This window comes from Providencia manganoxydans (assembly GCF_016618195.1).
GTDB lineage: Bacteria > Pseudomonadota > Gammaproteobacteria > Enterobacterales > Enterobacteriaceae > Providencia > Providencia manganoxydans.
Genome location: NZ_CP067099.1, coordinates 2037812 through 2058021 on the forward strand (window position 1 = coordinate 2037812; position 20210 = coordinate 2058021).

A 20210-nucleotide genomic window follows, 5' to 3' on the forward strand; every position below is an offset into this window, starting at 1 on the left:
TTGGTATATACCTTATAACAGTCATACAGAAGTCAGGCGTAGGGACTAATCAATGATATCGGCAGCTACGACGTATACTTTATGTTCAAATCAATATTAATCTAAATTAATGCTAATGATTCATTTGTCGTATTAATGGTAATTATTTGTTTTTTAGCGTGAATTGATTTAAAACGTAGGTTATTGAGATAAAACTAGCGTGCTGATAGTCTGAGTCTTTTTAAGGGTAAGAATATATTGATTCTGATGAGAAACTTGAGACAACTATGATTACTCTCTTTTTAAAGTGTTTGTTAGGTGCTGTGGCCGTTTTGGTGATTGCTATCTTATCAAAGAGTAAGCTTTTTTATATTGCCGGTCTGATCCCTTTATTCCCAACATTTGCGTTGATTGCTCATGTGATTGTTATTCAAGAACAAGGTGCTTTAGCATTACGTAAAACCGCATTATTTGGTCTGTGGTCATTAATTCCTTATCTGTTGTATTTAATTACCGTATATTTTCTGGCAACCAAAGTATCGGCATGGTTGTGTTTAAGTATTGCTACTGTGAATTGGGTTTTAGCAGCGGCAATACTGATCTACTTTTGGCAATTATATCAATAGGTTTAGTTATTTTATAATGACGTAATTGGGACGAAAATAAATCGTTAACCAATCTCTGTATGGCATATCAGTAAATGACTATTTTTCTTGTCGCATTTTGTTACAATTTAACTATAATGTGTTAGTGTGGATTTTATCAATATTACCGTGGGAAATATGCTACTAAGAAGCCTTGTGCTGTTACTTATTGTTGGTGGTGCCTATATTGCTGGCATAATGACAAATATGGCTAAAGTATCAGAGATAGATACTAAAAAGAAAATAGAGAACTCAGTTGAGGATTTTCTTGCTTACCCAACCGCAGCAGAGTATCGGAATGTTAATTACCATGTATTAAGTCAATCGGATAATGGCGAAGAAACGGGATATTACTGTGGTGAGGTTTATGGTTTTAAAAATGAACTCCCCTATGGTTTTAAACGTTTTATTGTGAGATATCATAAGAGTTCAGTGGGTAAAACCATGGTATCAATTCCTTTTGTCGAAGAGGTTGATGATATTATTCCAGTGGAGCAATTTGAGGTTGTTTGGTCTCGATATTGCCAAGAATAAATTTAAAAAGTTAAGATTGTACTCATCATACTTCGAACTGCACAGGTGTTGACGACATACAGCTTGCCGAGTCATATAATTTATCTATGCTCACCGCGACTCTCTTCATTCGTTGCCTATCTGCCACTCGAATTATTTAGTGTAGAGTTTTAAATATAATTCACCTTAATTTATTATTTATGCGACCTTAATGGCTAATGTAGCTAAAAAAGTCGGTAAGTAGTTATCGATAATAAAACGTGGGTTAGGTTGCCAGTCTTCAAGGAAACCTGCGATATTAAAGCCTACATTTATTTGTCCACCAATTAAATCTGTGAGTGAATGACCAAAAACAAACGCTTCTTGATTTTGATGCTTCAGCATAATTTGTTGTTCAGTGAGATTTTCTAATTCAGAAAAAGGCATTTTGTAGGCTGGTTTGATTAAACCTTGTTCACTGAATTTTGGGTCTCTGTCACCAACAAAAACAATGGGGTTGAAAAAACTCGAAAGTAGTCTGCCATTTTTTTTCAATATTCGATAACATTCACGCCATACAGGGGTGACATCGGGTATATAAAGGTTTGAAATTGGATGGAAAATCAGGTCAAAGCTAGTGTCTGCGAATATATGCAGATCACGCATATCCCCCTGTATGGTTTCCAATCTTAGGTTATCACGAATAGCAACTTGTTGATCTTGTGCCAATTGTTGCTCTGAAAGGTCAAAAACAGTTACATCTGCCCCCGCAGCTGCCAATATAGGGGCTTGTTGTCCACCCGCTGAGGCAAGGCATAAGATTTTTTTCCCTTTAACATCCCCCAACCATTGTTTATCTAATGGAGAAGGGGTTAGGTGTATTTGCCATTCACCTTGTTTGGCTTTTGTAATAGTGTCAGCATCAACAGGAATTGACCAAGCTTGCTGCTGTTGAGCTTGCTTATCCCATGCTTTTTGATTTGCAGTTAAAAAATCCGTCATAAATTAGTACTCATTAATACATTATTTATTTAATGTAACTCAATAGACAATAAAATAAAAGAAAAATGTACTATCTGGTACATATGGCGTAGGGTAAATTACAATACTATCCTTTTACTAAGTAATAACCGGTGCCAGCAAAGCTAAACTCAGCGATTTCTTGCATACCTAATTTTTGATGTGCTTTTAGAGAGCGGATATTATCTATGTTAATAAAAGCAACTGGACTACCCGTTTGCTGAGCGCAAATTGCATCATATAGCGGTTTAAGCATGTTTTTTCCTCGATAGGCCGCATCGATACAAACGGGCCCATAAAACCAGCTATTATTTATTTCCGTTTTAAATTGCTGAGTAATATATTGTGCTAACGGGGGAAGAGCGCTACTTTTTACATCAAAGCTGAAAACAACACCAACAATATGGTTGCGTTCATAAGCGATAATAACGCGCAACGAATTAGCAAACATACTTTCAACTTTATTTAGTGGAAATTCACCTAATAATCCCCCGCCTTGTGATTGTGCATTGCGCTGTAGTAGATGTGTGACTTCTTCACAATCGGTCATTTTCATTAAACGATACTGAAACGTCATGTAACCTCCCTAGATACGATAATATTCGCCAAGCCTGAGAGAGATAAAACTAAAGCAAGATTTTATCAAGAAAAGAAAGCGTGAATTGTGGTGAATTTTACTTTTTTTATCGCCATAATAGCGAAACGATTGACCACTATGTATATCAAAATGCTTGCTAAATCTTATCCTATTATACTGTTAGTTATTTCGAATGTTTTTATGATGTTTGCGTGGTACGGCCATTTAAAATTTACAGATAAACCGTTGTACAGTGTTATCTTCTTTAGTTGGTTAATTGCTTTCGTTGAGTACTGCTTTGCTGTTCCCGCTAATCGCCTTGGTCATCAATACTATAGCGCCGCAGAATTGAAAACGATGCAAGAAGTTATCACGCTTTGCGTATTTGTCATATTTTCTGTGCTCTATTTAGGGGAAAGTATAACTATTAATCATATTATTGGCTTTATTTTGATTTTTGCTGGTGCATTTTTTATTTTTAAAGGGCCTTTTTGATATTTTACTTTTTATGATTTGCGATACCCTCTATTCTAGAGGGGATACAAGTTGACCCCTTGTGCAAAGCCACAAGGGGAGATAGTTATTTTTAGATCCAACCCTTCTCACGGAAACGCTTTAATACCACAACAAATTGTTCCATTTCTTCAGGTGTTCCTAATGTAAGACGGCTCCAACCCAATGCAGGAGGGAATTCTCTTCCAACCATAATATGCGCTTCTGCCATTCTTTTTTGGTAGGTTTTCACGTCACCTTTCACCTTATGGAAGATGAAATTCGCCTGTGATGGTGCATAAGCAATATTTAACTCATTGAGCGCAGATTTCACGATATTTCTTGAAACATTATTTGATTTCAAGCTATATGCAATGAAAGGCTTATCTTGTAATGAGGCCAGAGCTGCAACCGCTCCTGCGGTATTGGTATTATCTAAAGGAAGAAACTGATCAATTGCAGCTACGACTTCCGGAGCTCCAATACCGTAACCAACACGTAAGCCAGCTAATGCAAAAATTTTTGAGAAAGTGCGAGTAACAAGAAGGTTCTTTTGCCCTTGTTTTACTTGTTCTATTGCACTGGTGAATTGAGGGTCTTCGACAAACTCAGCGTAGGCTTCATCAACAATAAAAAATTGTTTATCAGACGCCTTTGTCATCCATTGATTGAGCTTACTGGAAGGGGTGATCATTGCTGTTGGGTTATTAGGGTTACAAATATAAATGATGGATAGTCCATCGAATTGGTCAGCCAACTGTTCCATCTTGTGTAAATCGAAAGAAAAATCCTCTTTTAAAGGGACTTTGCTGATCTTGATATTTAGAGGAATTGAGTAGAGCTCAGCGTAGTTAAAAGTGGGATCTGGTGTGACTAATTGAATATTTTGATTTTGTTTGCGAGCTTGTGCAGCCAACATAGCAATAGCAGCTTGAATGGTTTCTGAAGAACCATTTCCTAAAGTAACATGTTGTTCTGTCAAGTTATAGTGGTCACCGATATGGTTGATGAGTTCAGCACGTGCACTATCTGGGTAGCGAAAGGAACTCGGCAATGCAGCAATAACGGCTTGCCGTGCTTTGGGGGACATACCGAGTGAATTTTCATTAAAGTTGAGTAGTAACGGGTGTTTTTCATCAATAATCATCGCTGTTTTTGTTTCTGCGATGGCTTGATTAAGTAAATTGCTTGCAGCTAGGCCACTCATAATCATTGAGCTTGTTTTTATAAATGTACGACGATCCATAGTTTTCCCTGAGAGCTAAGTAGATTAAAAATGATAATAATGTAAATATTTATTTATTAAAAGTGAATTTATATTCATTTAATGATTTTTTTGATATTTTTAAAAGGAAAATAAAGCTAAATTTTTATCTATTGCATTGAACTACAAGATAAAAATTTCATTACAGATGTGACTAAAACAGTGCATAGATTGTGCTTTTAATTCACATGGTTATATAATAAATTATATATCGAAATTAAATAATAAATTGGAAAAAACAAATGAAGTTATATATGTTTTATGTGGGTGGTAATGCTGGCAAATCCAATATTGAAGTACATGATATCCAATTTGTGGTGGTACATCAGCCAACAGATGCATGGCCTGCATTGCGAGAAGCTTGGTTTGGAGATAAAGATAAAATTCATATCGATGGTTATGCAATCATCAATTGGGTAGATGGGTATCGAATTGAATTAAGCAAAGAGCCTGCAGCTCATCAGCAAAAATTATATTTTGTGAATGTTGGAGGCTATAAACCTTCAAAGTTAGCTGAATTGCATGAATTCGATTTATTTGTTGCAAATACGCCAGCAGAAGCAAAACAAAAAGCGAACGATACATTATTGGTTGATAGCCAGCAGCAGCATAAAGATAATTTAAAAGATGTTGATGATTGTGTGTTACTACATCAAGTTAGTGATTATTATATTCATTTAATAGAACAGCCAAATGGCGAGCATTTTAAACCGGAGTGGCAGGGTTACCAACCGATAGGTTTTTAAAATAGCACGTAGCTAATCATAAAATAGGGCAGGTTGGCTGCCCTGAATGAGTTATTGATTTTGAGGTAGAGTATTATTACCCGTTATTTCAACAACCGAAACGTGGACAACATACTGTTTACCACTTTCAGCTTTTGGTGCATCAAGTGCGATTTTTTTCAGTGCTTCATCTGGCTGGGCTGTTTGCAAAGAAGTTGAATATTGCATAGCGCCATTATGCATACCGTAGTGGCGACCTGAAGCATTATAATGGCGGCTGTCATTACAAGGTCGATTATCATAGGACTGGGCATTGTTTTGGTAACCTCCTCGATGCCAAGTTCCATCACAATTGTTGTTACCATGATATGCGAAAGAAGAAAAACTCACAGCGAAAACACTTGCCGCAATAAATAGAGGCTTTAGATATTTCATAATTATTCTCCTATTGACTATCTACTAATTATTATTGTGGCTGTTTTATTTATTATTTCAATTCTATTTACTCAAATAAAAGAATAAAACATGATTTAGCCATGAAGTACTCACTATTTCATCACAATGAAAAATATTTGTTTCAAATTTTGAATTAAAGTTAATTTTAAGATTTATTTAAGTGTTAATGTGCTTTATTGTTAATATTTAATTCATTTTGATTAAAATATCATACATTAATTAATGCATTTTTATTTATTAAATAATATCTGATTTAATTTGGTTATTAGATACCTATGTAAATAAAATAATATCGAAAAAACTATAGCTGTCATTATGATAGGGTGCTTTGAGGGAAACATTTGACTCATTTTGTTCACTTAATTTTAAAAAATACCGTTATAATTACACTTAGTAGCTAAACGCACAGATAAGGATTATGACTTGAAACGTGTAAAGACTAAGTTATTGATTATTTTATTGATTGTGGCAGCAGGTTTTGCATACCAATACACAATCACTATCAATGATACTGATATCCAAAAAATGGCTCAGCAGCTTGTTGAGCAAAAATTGTCATCATCGCAACAGAAAATCTTTTTCAAAAATGTCGCCGTGGTCAAACGTAATCAGTATAAAGATGGGGAGGGGGTTCGTGTGTGCGGCTCTTACCAAGTAGGGGAGTCTGGCACGATTTTGCCTTTTGTTGCTAGCGTTGATGTACGTGATGGTAAGTTCTCAGGTCATAATCAATTATTATTGAGCGATACACCAGAAATCGAGGCATCAATCATCAAAATATGCCAAGAAGAAAAATCATAATGCATTATGCTGCCCAGCCATTAGTCTGGGCATCATTTGTTAAAGTCGCGCTATTTTGTTTTATTCAATAATAGCTCAGTTTGGATCTTACAGGCTGAGATTGAATCATTTAGCGATTTGGTAAATTCATCGTGGTTTTTAAATTTACCTTTGCTATCACGAACTGCTTTGATGGCAACATCTAAATTCTTTTGCAAATCAGCTTCATTTATCTCTAATTTCGCGAGATCAACTTGTTTGCTCTTCAGTTGGCTTAGAGCGCTGGATGTTAATTCATTGCTGCTTTTATCTGAATCATAAGCATCATTCAGTGCTTTTCCAGTGATATCACAATAATCAATAGCAGTTTGGCTAATGTTTAGTGGTTCATTAGCACCCATTGCGATAACAGGTGCAAAGCATACAGCAAGTAAAAGACGTTTCATGACAGTACCTCTAGTTTTACACTAAATGAGTATTAACTTTATCGTGTATTGAAGTGAGACTATAGCAGAATTGCCTGAAAAGATGAGGTTTTAAGCCATATTTCGCATTTTGAAACAAAAAAGAGCCAGTAAAAATACTGGCTGCCATAAATAGCAAAGCAATGTAAATGAAAATTACGTTATATAATTTATCATATAACGGTGGAAGGTAAAGCTGTTTTGGCAGCAAAATGCTAATTAATTATGCTAAGGCTGATCTTGATCAGAAATAAGGTCAGTCAAAAATTGGCAAGATAAAAGAGATAAAATGTGACCAGTATTTGATTAATAACCGATCACATATTAGATAAGTTTGTTATCTTTCAATCAATAAGATGATTGTTGATACATTTTCATGGGTGGCTAGTGTGGATTATTTTGACCAGTGACCATGTTTTAAAACATCTTCAACCAGCTCATGCAACACGACATGTGCTTCTTTGTCGTCATGAAATCCACTGGTTTCAAATGTGGTGGCACCTGAATCATGAATAATATATAAATCGCTACCAGGGTATACTTCTAGGACTCTTGCTCTTAGCTCAGCAGTGAATGCATCATAGGATTTTTGGGATACAGTATCATCAGAGATTTTAATGGTGATTTTCATTTTTTAACCTTCAGTAGGATCACAATTTAGTTGTAAAGTTTATTGTGATGTATAAATAGAAGCAATGCTTATTTTTCAATAGTCATTTTTTGATGAGGTGAAAAAATAATCGATTTGTATGTTTTAAACACAGTAAAAATGTATAAGTGAGTAATGTTAATTTATCAGTTAATACATTTAAAATATGTAAGCCGCTAGTCTATCAATTTTATTAGTAGAGTGCTTAAGCTTAATAATGAAAGTAACGCTATTTACTTTAGGTATCATATAGAAATTAATCTCGTGTATGAATATCAAATTCTACTTACAACATTTTAATGTAATCAAGTGATTAATAATTTGTCTTCTTAGATGATAAATATATAATCCATTAATATTAATGGTTATTTTTTATCCCAATTATGAGAGCATATTAGTTTTTTTAATAAAAAAATTGATAGTAATTATCTAAAACTAAAAAAATGTTTTACATAAAAGATAAAAAAATATAGTTTTAAGATTCTTTGTTTTGTATTTAATTACGCTTCCTATAAAAGATGAGTTTCTATAATCATCCCTGTGTTATTTCAGGCGAAACATAGTGAAAACTATCATTGGTGAAACAATGATCTTTATTTGTATATTATAAAATAAGGGGAACAGTTTGGTCGAATTTATCAACTATCTAAACAATGTAGTCTGGGGCTCACTACTCATTTACTTGTTACTTGGTGCAGGCATCTATTTTACTTTTCGTACAGGTTTTATTCAAATCCGTCATTTTAGTCATATGTTTGGTATCTTAAAAAATAGTAATCAAACAAATAAAGCAGGTATCTCTTCCTTCCAAGCTTTATGTACTAGCTTAGCGGCAAGAGTGGGAACCGGAAACCTAACGGGGGTCGCTATTGCGATTACCGCTGGTGGACCAGGGGCAATTTTTTGGATGTGGGTTGTTGCTTTACTCGGTATGGCAACTTCCTTTGTTGAATCAACACTAGCGCAACTTTATAAAACGAAAGACGACCAAGGTAATTATCGTGGTGGGCCCGCCTATTATATGCAAAAAGGACTAAATCTGCGTTGGATGGGGGTTTTGTTTTCGATATTCCTTATTATTGCATTTGGCTTAGTATTCAATGCGGTGCAGGCAAACTCAATCGCACAGGCTACTGCTGTAGCATTTGATTTTAATCCTCTCTATGTGGGTATTGCTCTTGTGATCATGAGCGGTATTGTTATTTTCGGCGGATTAAAATCAATTGCAAAGGTTGCTGAATTAGTTGTACCAGTTATGGCGCTAGCTTATTTAATATTGGCGTTTTGGGTTGTCGGGCATCATGTCGAACGTTTGCCTGAGATTTTTACACTGATCATTCGTAATGCATTTGGGTTGCAAGAGGCTGCTGGTGGCGCTATTGGTTATGGCATCGGACAAGCGATGACGCAGGGGATCCAGCGGGGCTTATTTTCTAACGAAGCGGGGATGGGATCTGCACCAAATGCTGCCGCTTCAGCTGCACCTTATCCACCGCATCCGGCCTCACAAGGCTATGTACAAATGTTGGGTGTTTTTATGGATACTATTGTCATTTGTAGCGCTACTGCAATCATTATACTCTCTTCTGGTGTGTTGGATAACCCAACGGAAAAAGTGAATGGCATTGAGCTAACTCAACTGGCTTTGTCATCAGTTGTTGGTGGGTGGGGGGCAACATTTGTTGCTGTGGCGATATTCTTTTTTGCCTTCACTTCGATCATTGCTAATTATGCCTATGCTGAAAGTAATATGATCTTTCTTGAAAATAATCATACTACAAGCTTATTTCTCTTGCGTTTAGCAGCTCTCGGAATGGTGATGTTTGGGGCATTAGCTGAAATGCCATTAATCTGGAAGATGGCTGATTTATCGATGGGGCTAATGGCAATTACCAACCTCATTGCGATCCTATTACTCTCTGGTATCGCGTTTAAATTGGCTAAAGACTATAACTTGCAACGAAAAGCAGGAAAAATACCGACCTTTGATATTGAGCAGCATCCTGAATTGAAGATCCAAGTAGAAGAAGGAATTTGGGAAAAAGAGCAACTCAAGCAATGGGTATCTAAAAAAGCGATTCAAGAATCATAAAAATTGATTTTCGGCTGATAATACGTAGCAGGGAAAATACGTTTTTATCCCACATCATCAACAATTTGAGGTCACCAAATGAGGTGGCCTTTTTACTAAGATCTTCCCTAATAAAATTGTCATTCTATAAACACTATTAATAATACTTGCTTTCTAACAGTTTGAGCTTTAAGGTTTTTATCAATAAATGGTGAGATAACCTTGAAACTGAGTAAAAAATGAAATTAGGTGAGCATACAGCAACATTTTACGGTGTGATCTCAATATTATTGTGGAGCACTATTGTCGGTTTAATTCGTAGTGCAAGCGAAAGCTTTGGTGCTGTTGGTGGTGCTGCGCTTATCTATAGTTTTGGTACCATTATCCTAATTCTATTTATGGGATTACCTAAAATCCATATTTACCCTAAACGTTATCTTTTTTGGGGAACACTCTTATTTGTCAGTTATGAAATCTGTTTTGTATTAGCGTTAGGGTTAGCGGATGACCGTCAGCAAGCAATAGAATTGGGTATGGTAAATTATCTATGGCCAAGTTTTACTATTGCACTAGCCGTATTCTTTAATCGACAAAAATTTACTTGGCTGCTTGGTGTTGGTTTAGCGTTGGCTTTTGTCGGCTTGGTTTGGGTTATTTCAGGCGATAAACCCATTTCAGTAGAGGCCATCTTAACGAATATCAAAAGAAACCCTTTAAGCTATTTATTGGCTTTTGTGGGTGCCATTTTTTGGGCATTTTACAGTAATGTCACCAAACGTATCTCTGGCGGCCATAATGGCATGGTGCTATTTTTTATCGTCACATCAATAGGCTTGTGGCTTTTGTTTGCTTTGCAACCCGCAAAATCTTTTGATTTTTCATTTGCGAGTGTCGGTTTATTGTTGGTTGCTGCGTTGGCAACAGGTGGGGCTAATGCGTTATGGACACTGGCAGTGATCAGAGGAAATGTGGCATTTTTAGGTACCTTATCCTATTTTACCCCCGTGATTTCAACGGCATTTTCTTCAATACTCTTGAGTACCGCGCTAACACTTGGTTTTTGGCAAGGTGTGTTAATGGTAACGTTAGGATCAATTATTTGCTTTCTAGCGACGAGGCGTGTGGCGCTCAATACCAGTAAAGAGCGCCATTAAGGTTATTTATACTGTTTCATTGTTCAATTGCGCTGTTTTACCTGAGCACATTTTTCCAATTAACAGTGAGATGATACAAGCAATAATACCCGGTATTAACCAGCCCATACCTTGCTCAAAGAGAGGGAGATGAGTAAGAAGGAAATTCTTCATATTATCACTGAGTAATTTCAAATAGTTTAACGTATCCAATAGACTCATAAAAACAATGACGGCGATCGTGATACCGTAAGAAATCCGCGGAGCAGCCATATAGCGACGAGCAAATTGGAGGAATACGATTGTAACAGATGAAGGATATATCATCAGGAGCGCTGGGATGGTGACGCGTAATAGGGTGTCTAGCCCGAAGGTCGAAACAATCGTGGTTAGCAGCGTGAAAAATATAACCCAAAAACGATAACCTAAGCGATGATGGAATGTTGCAAAGTAATCGGCACAAGCACTGGTCACACCGACTAACGTTGTCATACTGGCTAACAACACAATCCCACACATGATCCACGTTCCCACAGAACCAAATAGTGCATCAACATAACGTGAGAAAATTTGTCCGCCATTGGTTGCCGTATTGGCGACGAGATCACTTGTTGCGCCAAGATAGAATAAGCAAATATAGAGCGCTGCCAATAGACTAACTGAAATTAAACCAGCTTTTATGGTAATAAATGCAACTGTGCGAGGCTGAGTAATATTTTTAGAGGCTAAAGCTCTAGCGACAATCCCGCCAAATGCCATGGCGGATAAAACATCCATGGTTTGATAACCATCAATGACTCCACCGAAGAAGGCATAATCTGCATATTGTTTCACTGGTGCATTAATCGCAGACAGAGGCTCAACCACTACAGCGACACCAACAACAACTAATAAGACTAGCAGTGCAGGTGTCATAAATTTACCGATGGCACTGATCATGGTGCCTTGTTTGAGCATGAAAAATAGCGAGCAAATATTAAAAATTAATGCAAACGTTAAATGAGAGGCTATATTTTTTTCCACAAAACCTAAAGGAATGAATCCCATTTCAAATGCGGTGTTGGTGACCCTAGGCATGGCAAATGTTGAACCGACAATCAAATATAGCGCGACCCAAAAAATAACAGCAACCCATTTAGGTAGATCAACGGAAAGCCTTTCCCCACGGCCTTTTACAGCAACAGTCACTAGTGTAATAAAAGGCAGAATAACGCCAGTAATAATAAAACCGAGTGATGTGCTAAACCAATCTGTTCCTGATTGGTAGCCAGCCATAGGAGGGAAAATGATATTACCTGCACCAAGAAAGAGTGCAAAGACCATCATCCCAAGAATTATCATATCTTTAGTCGAAAACATGTTACTACCTGCTTGTAATGTTTGTTTTGCAATGAATATTTTTTTATTACAGTATTTTTAAAGGCGCAGATAGTATCAAATTTAGAGGGGAGCGTCAGACTTCGATCAGTCATTTGACTTTAGGAGGTAGATAAATAGGGGGGCTTAGTGCTAGTGATTAGCGATTTATTTCAATATCTTATTAAATGGCAGTGAGTGACACTGCCTATGGTATTATTGTTGGTTTATAAATTTATTTAATGCGACGGCTACACCATCTTCATTGTTCGTTGCTGTGACAAATTTTGCAATATTGCGGACATTATCAATTGCATTGCCCATCGCGACAGGGATCTTGGCATACTGAAGCATTTGTAAATCATTATTTTGATCGCCAATACTCATGACTTTGTCCGGTGTGATGGCTAACTTTTCACAAATCACTTGTAAAGCAGCGCCTTTGCTTGCTGTTTTACTGGAGATCTCTAGAAAATAAGGGCTGGTTTTCATCAATGAATAGCTTTCAAAAGTATCTTCAGGAATATAACTGATACCAACACTGAGCTTTTCTGGCTGGTCAATCATCATAAACTTAGTGAACTTTAGGCTAGGATCCATTTCATTTGCAGGGCAATAGACCAGAGGGGTATTGGTTAGATAAGCATCATGCACAGTGTAATGGCTGATATGGCGGTTTGCAGTAAACATCGTATTTTGTGCGAGCACATGCATATGCACACCAACTTCGTTTGCCAAAGATTCGAAATATTGGTAGTCAGCAAAATCTAACAGATTTTCAACTAAATGTGTTCCATCATTGGCTTGGTGAATGACACTACCGTTATTGCTAATGCAATAATCTGATGCATTGTCGAGGCCAAGTTGCTGGAGATAGGGAAAGATCCCTGAAAATGGTCTACCTGAAGCAAGTACTACGTGAATACCGTTGCTTTTGGCTTGTATAACCGCATCTTTGACTGCTGGGGTGATTTGGTGCTGAGAGTTGAGTAGAGTACCATCTAAATCAATTGCTACCAGTTTAATTGACATCAACGCCTCCGGTTAATGATGTTTTACTGAAGTACCTTACTCCATTTACATTAAATGTAAATTATCTAAATATGAAAAGTATTACTTAGCTAGATAATTCAAGTAGATAACTTTAATCATGAGTATGGCTCAAATGCAAAGGTTCTTTGACGTCTAAATCAATATCCCCATTTTGCCGAAAATCGAACGGGGTTATCCCATATTCTTTTCGGAACATATAGGTGAAATGTGATTGGGAACCAAACCCAAAGTCCAGCGCGATATCAAAAATGGATTGTTCGCTGTTTCTAAGCAGGTTAACCGCGCCCGCAAGACGACGTTGACGGATGTATTTACCCAACGAAATTCCAGTCACTTCTTTAAAAATTTTTTGCATATGCCATAACGAATAGCCTGAATAGGCAGCAAGTTCTTCTAAATGGATAACTCGACCTAAGTGTTCCTCAATCCATTTACTTAGAGCATAGACAAGTGCTAAATGATTATCTTGTGGCATCTCAATTAATTACTGAAGTTGTTGACTTGTGCATGTGAAATTTTGTTCAAAACAGCAATATTTTAGTTAACTCGATGAGTTAAAGCATTATTCCTCAATTTTGCTACTAAGAACAGTAGTAAAACATCTGCTATCCGAACCCAAAACATGAGCGTACTACTGGAACTGGGAAACTCACCATGAGCCTGTAGTAACTCAGACCCCAATTAGAAAAACATAATCGTAATATGCTGAGAAAATCAGCGTTAACAGCTTATGTATTAAAATGGAGTAGCTGAAGTATACACAACTTCGTTTGAACATGACAAAGGCTGGTTGTGCGGTATTAGCTGTAAATCGATGAAAAAAAAGCCAGTTAGGCAGTTTTTTTATTAATTAGTGTGAAAAGTGAGCATAAATACAAAAATTGCTATGAATCACGTATTTTCCTCAAATTTCCAAATAATGGTTACTGTAAAATTAAATATTAAAAAGTTATACATTAGTTACTAGGATGATGTTCTTTATCTTTGGATGCTGTGTAATTGTTTGAAAAATATATATAAATATTTTTTGTATTGAAGGAGAAATTGGTTGAAATACAAATTGGTCATCGCTATTTTTGCTGTGATAGCTTGTGTTTTTTTATATCTATTAGCGATGGATAGGTTGTGTGATCAAGGTGGTGAAAACTTTATATTTGGAATATGTCAAATAACTGACTTATTACCGTTTTGATTTTACCCTCTAATACGCCATACTGTGCTACTTCTGTTTTTTATCACAAACTATCAACTTTTAATCAGATAGGTTTGCTGATCCAGCAGGGAACATCTTTAAGTGGTGTTGTTAATAACAAAATTCAAATAAACTTGTATGCTTAACTCAATAAATAGAGATAACAAGCAAGTAATAGGATGATAAGGGTAAAGTTATGGCGCAAGAGCAGCAGACGCTAAAGCGTGGGTTAAAGAATAGGCATATCCAGTTGATTGCTTTAGGAGGAGCAGTTGGTACAGGGCTGTTTCTCGGTATCGCAACAACTATAAAGATGGCAGGCCCTTCGGTATTGTTAGGGTATGCATTATGTGGGTTTATTGCCTTTTTAATTATGCGTCAGCTGGGTGAAATGATTGTTCAAGAGCCTGTTGCCGGTTCATTTAGTCATTTTGCATTTAAGTACTGGGGTGGTTTCGCTGGTTTTCTATCAGGTTGGAACTATTGGTTTATGTTCATTCTTGTTGGAATGACCGAACTCACCGCCGCAGGTGAATATATGCGCCGCTGGTGGCCTGAATTGCCTATTTGGGTTTCCGCTGCGGTATTTTTTATTGCGGTTAATGCAGTTAACTTAGTCAACGTTCGCTCTTATGGTGAAACAGAATTTTGGTTTGCTCTCATCAAAGTGATCGCGGTTATTGCCATGATTATATTTGGCTGTTATTTGCTGTTTAGTGGCAAAGGTGGACCACAAGCGAGTATCACCAATTTATGGGAGCATGGTGGCTTTTTTGCCAATGATTTTATTGGGCTCTTAATGGCATTGGCGATTATTATGTTCTCTTTTGGTGGATTAGAATTGGTTGGGATCACCGCAGCAGAAGCAGAAGAGCCTGAAAAAAGCATCCCAAAAGCGATCAACCAAGTTGTTTATCGTATCCTTATTTTCTACATTGGCTCATTGACCGTACTGTTGGCACTTTATCCATGGGTTAACTTAGATGGCAAAACGAGTCCATTTGTCCTGATTTTCCATGAATTAGGTGACATGTTAGTGGCGAATGCGTTAAACGTCATTATTTTGATTGCCGCGCTTTCTGTCTATAACAGTGCTGCATACTGTACTAGCCGTATGTTATTCGGTTTAGCTCAACAACAAAATGCCCCGAAATTTCTTGCCAAAATCAACAAAGGTGGCGTACCGGTCATGGCATTAATTGTGTCAGGGATCGCAACATCTGGCGGTATTTTGATTAACTTTATCATGGAAGGTAAAGCATTTGAGTTACTGATGACATTGGTTGTGACCACGTTGGTGCTTAACTGGATCATGATCTGTATCTCTAACTTAAAATTTAGAGCAGAGATGAACAGACAAGGGATTGAAACTAAATTTAAAAGTATCTGGTATCCATTCGGCAACTACTTATGTTTAGCGTTTTTAGCGTTGATATTAATTATTATCTTAATGATGGATGGTTTAAGAATATCTGTGCTAATTATGCCAGTATGGATTGCTGTTCTGTGGGTTGGCTATCAGTTTTCAGGTGCGAAAAAACAAGAAAATGCGGATAAGAAAACGCAATTAACACAGTAACAATCAATAAAACGGCCGATGCGATAATCGTCATCGGCCATTTTTATTTAGCAAATAAAGTTAAGCAGTTACCACTGCCAACGCAGCCATGCAAATAACACGTTACCGTTATTATAAGTTCCTGGTATATAGGTTGCCTGCAACGATAGCTTGTCATACTCGACAGAAACCAGCGGTAGCGGTACTGGGATCGGAATATAATAATAATCATCCCTTGCGGTAACACTTAATGTGAAACCTGCACCCATTCTAAAACCATCTAATTCACCGGGTACCCACATCTTTTGGAAACCATAGCCGACAATTGGCTCCACTTTATTATGTGAGTCCATAAATGCCATGGCGTATAGTGCATGCCAATCATTATCTTCATCGTAGCGATACTTACCAAGCCCAAAGCCCCATGGATTTTCATTATAGCTATCAGTTTTTTCTTTATCGTAAGTAAAGCGGTTATGCCAGGTTAATACTGGGAGATACAGCTCATATTGATCTGAATCCCATGTGGTACTGACATTTCGGGTAAATTTATCCCATAGCCCCTCAGATGGCTGTTCTGTTGAGGTTGATGAAGCGGCGCAGACAGAAGAAGCAATCAAAAAGGAGGCTCCTACAGCTAGCTGCAATTTTTTGTTAACTCTCATTGTAAATCCGATTCAGGTTAATGCACGTCTTATGTTATAGGTTGAAATATTAATAGTGAGAATGAATATTATTTCTCACAAAACGTTATGCTTACTAATTATTTTAGATTACCTAGATGTGATATAACAGCACTAATTTAGTTTATCTAATAGTGGTGTTCGTCTTAATTGTATTGGTATTTGTATACAAGATATTGCATTTTTTGGCTGTGCTATGGCGATTAAGAGATAACGGCAGTAGTTTGTTATGAGAAAAAGTGCGATACTAATCAAGTAGTTTTGGCTCGGGGCGTCGATAAAGACTGAGAAGCACCCGTATTACCTGATCTGGATAATGCCAGCGTAGGGAAGTCGGAAGCGTCAATAATAACCCTTCCAATATGACCACTCCTTACTCTGTGCTTTAGGAGTGACATTTCATGAGAATCAATGCGTTAACCATTGCAGGAACCGACCCATCTGGTGGTGCGGGGATCCAAGCCGATTTGAAAACATTTTCTGCGCTCGGTGCCTATGGTACCAGTGTTATGACAGCATTGGTTGCGCAAAATACTCGCGGTGTGCAATCGGTACATAAACTCCCCGGTAGTTTTGTGGCTGCGCAACTTGAATCAGTGCTAAGTGACATCCGCATTGATAGTGCAAAAATAGGTATGCTATTTAATCAAGAAGTGATTTCTGTCGTCGTCGATGCCCTTAAGCAATATAGTATTCCCCATGTAGTATTAGATACCGTTATGGTTGCTAAAAGTGGTGATCCACTATTACTTCCAGATGCGGTAGATGCAATGAGACATGAGTTACTACCACTAGTATCGTTGATCACACCTAATTTACCTGAAGCAGCGGCCTTACTTGATGAGCCTGTAGCTAAGACAGAGAATGAAATGTTAAACCAAGGTCAGCGGCTACTTAAAATGGGGTGTAAGGCCGTATTAATGAAAGGCGGGCATCTAAGTGACGCACAGAGCCCTGATTGGCTAATTACTCCTAATGGAGAATGGCGTTTTACCTCCCCAAGAGTTAATACGCGGCACACTCATGGGACAGGATGTACCTTATCAGCAGCGCTTGCTGCATTAAGGCCTCGTTTTACTGACTGGTCAGCGACTATACCTGAAGCAAAAGCTTATTTACAGGCAGCATTAGAACAGGCGGATAGTTTAGAAGTCGGCTCAGGTATTGGCCCTGTGCACCATTTTCATGCATGGTGGTAAGTCATTAAAAGGCCCTTTGTGTTTGAGGGCCTTTTAAGTATTAATTAAGCGATAGTAACTTCTTTGCTGAGGTAAACATCTTGTACGGCATTAATCAGTGCCACACCTTCTTGCATCGACTTTTTAAATGCTTTACGACCTAAGATCAGACCCATACCACCTGCACGTTTATTGATAACAGCGGTACGTACCGATTCACTTAAATCATTTTGTCCTGCGGCTCCACCTGAGTTAATCAACCCAGCACGCCCCATATAGCAATTTGCTAATTGATAGCGAACGAGATCGATAGGGTTATCTGTGGTCAGTTTAGTGTAGACGCGTTCATCAGTATGACCAAACCCAATGGCTTTATAACCCCCGTTATTTTCAGCCATTTTCTGTTTTACAATATCAGCACCAATGGTTGCTGCGATATGGTTGGCTTGACCAGTTAAGTCCGCACTTGAATGATAGTCCACACCGTCTTTTTTAAATGCAGGATTACGTAAATAGGCCCATAACACGGTTACCATACCGAGTTCATGTGCGCGTTCAAATGCCGCAGAAATTTCTTCAATTTGGCGGCGTGATTCAATTGAACCGAAATAGATTGTCGCTCCAACGGCAACGGCACCCATTTCAAAGGCTTGTTCGACGCTGGCATACAATGTTTGATCATATTGAGCAGGGTAGCTTAGCGTTTCATTATGATTTAGCTTAACTAAAAATGGAATTTTATGTGCATAACGGCGTGAAACGGAAGCCAGTACACCATAAGTCGAAGCAACACAGTTACAGCCTGCTTCAATCGCTAATTCAACAATGTTTTTTGGATCGAAATAGAGAGGGTTTGCCGCAAATGATGCCGCCGCAGAATGCTCTACGCCTTGGTCTACAGGAAGGATAGAAAGATAGCCTGTACCTGCTAAGCGCCCATGATTAAACAGAGTTTGCATTGAGCGAAGAACACTATTGGGACGATTATTGTCGATCATAACACGGTCAACAAAGTCAGAACCCGGCAAGTAAATATTTTCACGAGGAATGGTTTGGCAACGGTGGTCTAAAAGAGTGGATGCTTCGGAACCTAACAGCTTGGCAATATCAGTCATGACTTCCTCCATTTAACAAAGTCTAAGGGATGTTAATCATTAAATTTAAGATAACAAGCCACATTGAGGCGGTAATCGGCAGTGGATCGCTTCAGGTAGTAATTCAAAGGTGAATGTTTCACCCGAAAGGGGCTCGCCATCTAAATTAAACACCATTTTATGCGGTGAAGAAATTTTTACCCAACAACTTGTTTTTTCAATTAAATGCTGATTTTTCTCACTGGAGAACAAATTGGTGAGTAGGGCAGGGATCACATCACGAGCAGGTACAACCAATAAATTCAATTGACCATCGTTGATCAGAGCATCAGGGGTTAATAATTGCCCGCCACCTGCTTGTTTTCCATTACCGACTGCGACGACTAAGGTTTCGCCTTCCCAGCTAAAGTGTTCTGTTTCAATTTTACAGGTATCTGTTTTGAGTGTATCAGGTCGTAGTAAGCCGTTAATGACATAGGCTGCGCCGCCGAGAGCAGATTTTAATGCTTCAGGGGTTTCTGTCGTGATACGTGTCCCAAAGCCGCCTGTTGCCATATTCATAAAAAACGATTGATGGTTAACCCTAGCAATATCTATCGCAAATGATTTACCTTTTACTGCTAATGACAAGGCGGCGTGTATATCCATTGGGATATTGGCACTGTTTGCAAAATCATTAGCAGTGCCTAATGGAAGGACACCGATGGCGGGGCGCTGTGTTTCAGGTAGCTGCATTAATGCACTGGCTACCGCATTTATTGTGCCATCGCCACCACCGGCGATGATAGTCTCTATTCCTTGGTTGACAGCTTCATTAAGGTACATTGGCAGCTCACTGACTTCCCAAGGAATGCGTACCAAAATGTTATGGCCTTCTTCACGTAGTTGGTAAACCGCTTTTTTGAGTTCTGGATTGGCTGATTGTTTACTATTAAGAATAATGAGGGCGCTATGTTGTTTATGAGTAGGCATGATATTCCTTGAAAGAAGAAAATACGGTTGTACTCGTTATACTTCAAATTACAGCGTTTTTCCTCTAGCTGTACTTCGAGTTCATTTAGAATATAAAAGTATAGTCTCAATCAAGAATTAATAAATAGTCACATTGAGCGATTATGTTGATGATATATTTTGTGGAGTGCAAAAAAGAAATGGCTAGCTCAAGGGAGATTGAGCCAGCCAAGGAGGTGGTTCCTAGTCTTACTTTATGACTTTCTAGTTCTTCATTTTCGAGAGTGACTATACGATATTGAATAGCTAATTGTTGTGATCTATTGCATAAAAATGGATATTAAATACATTTTAACGGCTCAATGCGATTTTTGAGAATGATTATCAATTGTTATAGTG

General features: G+C 37.8%; 22 protein-coding genes and 1 riboswitch. Of the genes, 10 read left to right on the top strand and 12 right to left on the bottom strand.

What is annotated here, in order from left to right; genetic code table 11:
• The first annotated feature begins 266 nt into the window (after positions 1-266).
• Complete coding sequence (locus JI723_RS09035) at positions 267-605, top strand: GlpM family protein (protein WP_272580048.1); 339 nt, start codon at positions 267-269, stop codon at positions 603-605.
• Between the two features lie 126 nt (positions 606-731).
• The gene (locus JI723_RS09040) at positions 732-1157 is read left to right on the top strand and encodes a hypothetical protein (protein ID WP_319066484.1); all 426 of its coding nucleotides are present in this window, start codon (positions 732-734) and stop codon (positions 1155-1157) included.
• Between the two features lie 177 nt (positions 1158-1334).
• Here the strand turns inward: JI723_RS09040 and JI723_RS09045 are convergent, their stop codons facing one another.
• Together JI723_RS09045 and JI723_RS09050 are read right to left on the bottom strand one after the other, a co-directional pair.
• The gene (locus JI723_RS09045; RefSeq protein WP_272580049.1) at positions 1335-2117 is read right to left on the bottom strand and encodes a class I SAM-dependent methyltransferase; all 783 of its coding nucleotides are present in this window, start codon (positions 2115-2117) and stop codon (positions 1335-1337) included.
• A gap of 106 nt (positions 2118-2223) precedes the next feature.
• A complete protein-coding gene (locus JI723_RS09050) occupies positions 2224-2712 on the bottom strand; it encodes an N-acetyltransferase (RefSeq protein WP_272580050.1) in 489 nt (162 codons plus the stop codon).
• A gap of 150 nt (positions 2713-2862) precedes the next feature.
• Between JI723_RS09050 and JI723_RS09055 the strand changes: the two genes are divergently transcribed.
• Positions 2863-3207: a DMT family protein gene (locus tag JI723_RS09055; RefSeq protein ID WP_070928479.1), complete on the top strand. Its 345-nt coding sequence runs from the start codon at positions 2863-2865 to the stop codon at positions 3205-3207.
• A gap of 91 nt (positions 3208-3298) precedes the next feature.
• Here the strand turns inward: JI723_RS09055 and JI723_RS09060 are convergent, their stop codons facing one another.
• Positions 3299-4450 (bottom strand): pyridoxal phosphate-dependent aminotransferase, encoded by a 1152-nt coding sequence (locus JI723_RS09060; protein WP_070928425.1) that lies wholly within the window; start codon positions 4448-4450, stop codon positions 3299-3301.
• 260 nt (positions 4451-4710) lie between these two features.
• Here JI723_RS09060 and JI723_RS09065 point away from each other — a divergent pair, with 260 nt between their 5' ends.
• Complete coding sequence (locus JI723_RS09065) at positions 4711-5214, top strand: DUF1543 domain-containing protein (protein WP_337979932.1); 504 nt, start codon at positions 4711-4713, stop codon at positions 5212-5214.
• 51 nt (positions 5215-5265) lie between these two features.
• On the opposite strand, the gene JI723_RS09070 is transcribed toward JI723_RS09065, so the two are convergent.
• Positions 5266-5628 (bottom strand): hypothetical protein, encoded by a 363-nt coding sequence (locus JI723_RS09070; RefSeq protein ID WP_070928420.1) that lies wholly within the window; start codon positions 5626-5628, stop codon positions 5266-5268.
• Between the two features lie 444 nt (positions 5629-6072).
• On the opposite strand from JI723_RS09070, the gene JI723_RS09075 reads away from it, so the two are divergent.
• Positions 6073-6450, top strand: coding sequence for a hypothetical protein (locus JI723_RS09075; RefSeq protein WP_272580052.1), 378 nt, complete (start codon positions 6073-6075; stop codon positions 6448-6450).
• Positions 6451-6500: 50 nt separating this feature from the next.
• Here JI723_RS09075 and JI723_RS09080 read toward each other — a convergent pair whose 3' ends face one another.
• Positions 6501-6875 carry a hypothetical protein gene (locus JI723_RS09080; protein WP_070928416.1) on the bottom strand — a complete coding sequence of 125 codons (375 nt, stop codon included), beginning with the start codon at positions 6873-6875 and terminating at the stop codon, positions 6501-6503.
• Between the two features lie 412 nt (positions 6876-7287).
• On the bottom strand, positions 7288-7524 hold the full coding sequence (locus JI723_RS09085) for a DinI-like family protein (protein ID WP_070928414.1): 237 nt from the start codon (positions 7522-7524) through the stop codon (positions 7288-7290).
• A gap of 643 nt (positions 7525-8167) precedes the next feature.
• Here JI723_RS09085 and JI723_RS09090 point away from each other — a divergent pair.
• Positions 8168-9634 (top strand): alanine/glycine:cation symporter family protein, encoded by a 1467-nt coding sequence (locus JI723_RS09090; RefSeq protein ID WP_140182698.1) that lies wholly within the window; start codon positions 8168-8170, stop codon positions 9632-9634.
• Between the two features lie 218 nt (positions 9635-9852).
• Positions 9853-10767, top strand: a complete 915-nt coding sequence (gene yddG, locus JI723_RS09095; protein WP_272580053.1) for an aromatic amino acid DMT transporter YddG — start codon at positions 9853-9855, stop codon at positions 10765-10767.
• Positions 10768-10773: 6 nt separating this feature from the next.
• On the opposite strand, the gene brnQ is transcribed toward yddG, so the two are convergent.
• From brnQ to JI723_RS09110, 3 genes are all read right to left on the bottom strand, one after another.
• A complete protein-coding gene (brnQ, locus tag JI723_RS09100) occupies positions 10774-12105 on the bottom strand; it encodes a branched-chain amino acid transport system II carrier protein (protein WP_272580054.1) in 1332 nt (443 codons plus the stop codon).
• Positions 12106-12318: 213 nt separating this feature from the next.
• Positions 12319-13134 carry a sugar-phosphatase gene (gene yidA, locus JI723_RS09105; protein ID WP_070928408.1) on the bottom strand — a complete coding sequence of 272 codons (816 nt, stop codon included), beginning with the start codon at positions 13132-13134 and terminating at the stop codon, positions 12319-12321.
• A gap of 112 nt (positions 13135-13246) precedes the next feature.
• Positions 13247-13630, bottom strand: a complete 384-nt coding sequence (locus tag JI723_RS09110) for a helix-turn-helix domain-containing protein (protein WP_070928406.1) — start codon at positions 13628-13630, stop codon at positions 13247-13249.
• Positions 13631-14215: 585 nt separating this feature from the next.
• Here JI723_RS09110 and mgrB point away from each other — a divergent pair.
• Positions 14216-14347, top strand: coding sequence for a PhoP/PhoQ regulatory lipoprotein MgrB (mgrB, locus tag JI723_RS19980; RefSeq protein ID WP_306803344.1), 132 nt, complete (start codon positions 14216-14218; stop codon positions 14345-14347).
• Positions 14348-14543: 196 nt separating this feature from the next.
• Complete coding sequence (locus JI723_RS09120; protein ID WP_140182703.1) at positions 14544-15926, top strand: amino acid permease; 1383 nt, start codon at positions 14544-14546, stop codon at positions 15924-15926.
• A gap of 68 nt (positions 15927-15994) precedes the next feature.
• Here the strand turns inward: JI723_RS09120 and pagP are convergent, their stop codons facing one another.
• Positions 15995-16570 (bottom strand): lipid IV(A) palmitoyltransferase PagP, encoded by a 576-nt coding sequence (gene pagP, locus JI723_RS09125; protein WP_070928401.1) that lies wholly within the window; start codon positions 16568-16570, stop codon positions 15995-15997.
• Positions 16571-16845: 275 nt separating this feature from the next.
• Positions 16846-16936: riboswitch (TPP riboswitch) on the top strand.
• Positions 16937-16989: 53 nt separating this feature from the next.
• Between pagP and thiD the strand changes: the two genes are divergently transcribed.
• The gene (gene thiD, locus JI723_RS09130; RefSeq protein WP_272580055.1) at positions 16990-17787 is read left to right on the top strand and encodes a bifunctional hydroxymethylpyrimidine kinase/phosphomethylpyrimidine kinase; all 798 of its coding nucleotides are present in this window, start codon (positions 16990-16992) and stop codon (positions 17785-17787) included.
• Between the two features lie 44 nt (positions 17788-17831).
• Here thiD and fbaB read toward each other — a convergent pair whose 3' ends face one another.
• Positions 17832-18881: a class I fructose-bisphosphate aldolase gene (fbaB, locus tag JI723_RS09135; protein ID WP_140182707.1), complete on the bottom strand. Its 1050-nt coding sequence runs from the start codon at positions 18879-18881 to the stop codon at positions 17832-17834.
• A gap of 45 nt (positions 18882-18926) precedes the next feature.
• Entirely contained in the window at positions 18927-19832 is a 906-nt protein-coding gene (gene yegS / locus JI723_RS09140; RefSeq protein ID WP_272580056.1) for a lipid kinase YegS, read from the bottom strand.
• Positions 19833-20210: the final 378 nt, after the last annotated feature.

Bases quoted from the DNA above. Each gene is read 5' to 3' on its own strand.
- JI723_RS09035 (WP_272580048.1), top strand. From the start codon at position 267: ATGATTACTCTCTTTTTAAAGTGTTTGTTAGGTGCTGTGGCCGTTTTG.
- yddG (WP_272580053.1), top strand. From the start codon at position 9,853: ATGAAATTAGGTGAGCATACAGCAACATTTTACGGTGTGATCTCAATA.
- JI723_RS09055 (WP_070928479.1), top strand. From the start codon at position 2,863: ATGCTTGCTAAATCTTATCCTATTATACTGTTAGTTATTTCGAATGTT.
- JI723_RS09110 (WP_070928406.1), bottom strand. From the start codon at position 13,630: ATGCCACAAGATAATCATTTAGCACTTGTCTATGCTCTAAGTAAATGG.
- yegS (WP_272580056.1), bottom strand. From the start codon at position 19,832: ATGCCTACTCATAAACAACATAGCGCCCTCATTATTCTTAATAGTAAA.
- JI723_RS09085 (WP_070928414.1), bottom strand. From the start codon at position 7,524: ATGAAAATCACCATTAAAATCTCTGATGATACTGTATCCCAAAAATCC.
- JI723_RS09080 (WP_070928416.1), bottom strand. From the start codon at position 6,875: ATGAAACGTCTTTTACTTGCTGTATGCTTTGCACCTGTTATCGCAATG.
- JI723_RS09065 (WP_337979932.1), top strand. From the start codon at position 4,711: ATGAAGTTATATATGTTTTATGTGGGTGGTAATGCTGGCAAATCCAAT.
- JI723_RS09120 (WP_140182703.1), top strand. From the start codon at position 14,544: ATGGCGCAAGAGCAGCAGACGCTAAAGCGTGGGTTAAAGAATAGGCAT.
- fbaB (WP_140182707.1), bottom strand. From the start codon at position 18,881: ATGACTGATATTGCCAAGCTGTTAGGTTCCGAAGCATCCACTCTTTTA.
- JI723_RS09060 (WP_070928425.1), bottom strand. From the start codon at position 4,450: ATGGATCGTCGTACATTTATAAAAACAAGCTCAATGATTATGAGTGGC.
- JI723_RS09050 (WP_272580050.1), bottom strand. From the start codon at position 2,712: ATGACGTTTCAGTATCGTTTAATGAAAATGACCGATTGTGAAGAAGTC.
- JI723_RS09045 (WP_272580049.1), bottom strand. From the start codon at position 2,117: ATGACGGATTTTTTAACTGCAAATCAAAAAGCATGGGATAAGCAAGCT.
- brnQ (WP_272580054.1), bottom strand. From the start codon at position 12,105: ATGTTTTCGACTAAAGATATGATAATTCTTGGGATGATGGTCTTTGCA.
- pagP (WP_070928401.1), bottom strand. From the start codon at position 16,570: ATGAGAGTTAACAAAAAATTGCAGCTAGCTGTAGGAGCCTCCTTTTTG.
- thiD (WP_272580055.1), top strand. From the start codon at position 16,990: ATGAGAATCAATGCGTTAACCATTGCAGGAACCGACCCATCTGGTGGT.
- JI723_RS09070 (WP_070928420.1), bottom strand. From the start codon at position 5,628: ATGAAATATCTAAAGCCTCTATTTATTGCGGCAAGTGTTTTCGCTGTG.
- yidA (WP_070928408.1), bottom strand. From the start codon at position 13,134: ATGTCAATTAAACTGGTAGCAATTGATTTAGATGGTACTCTACTCAAC.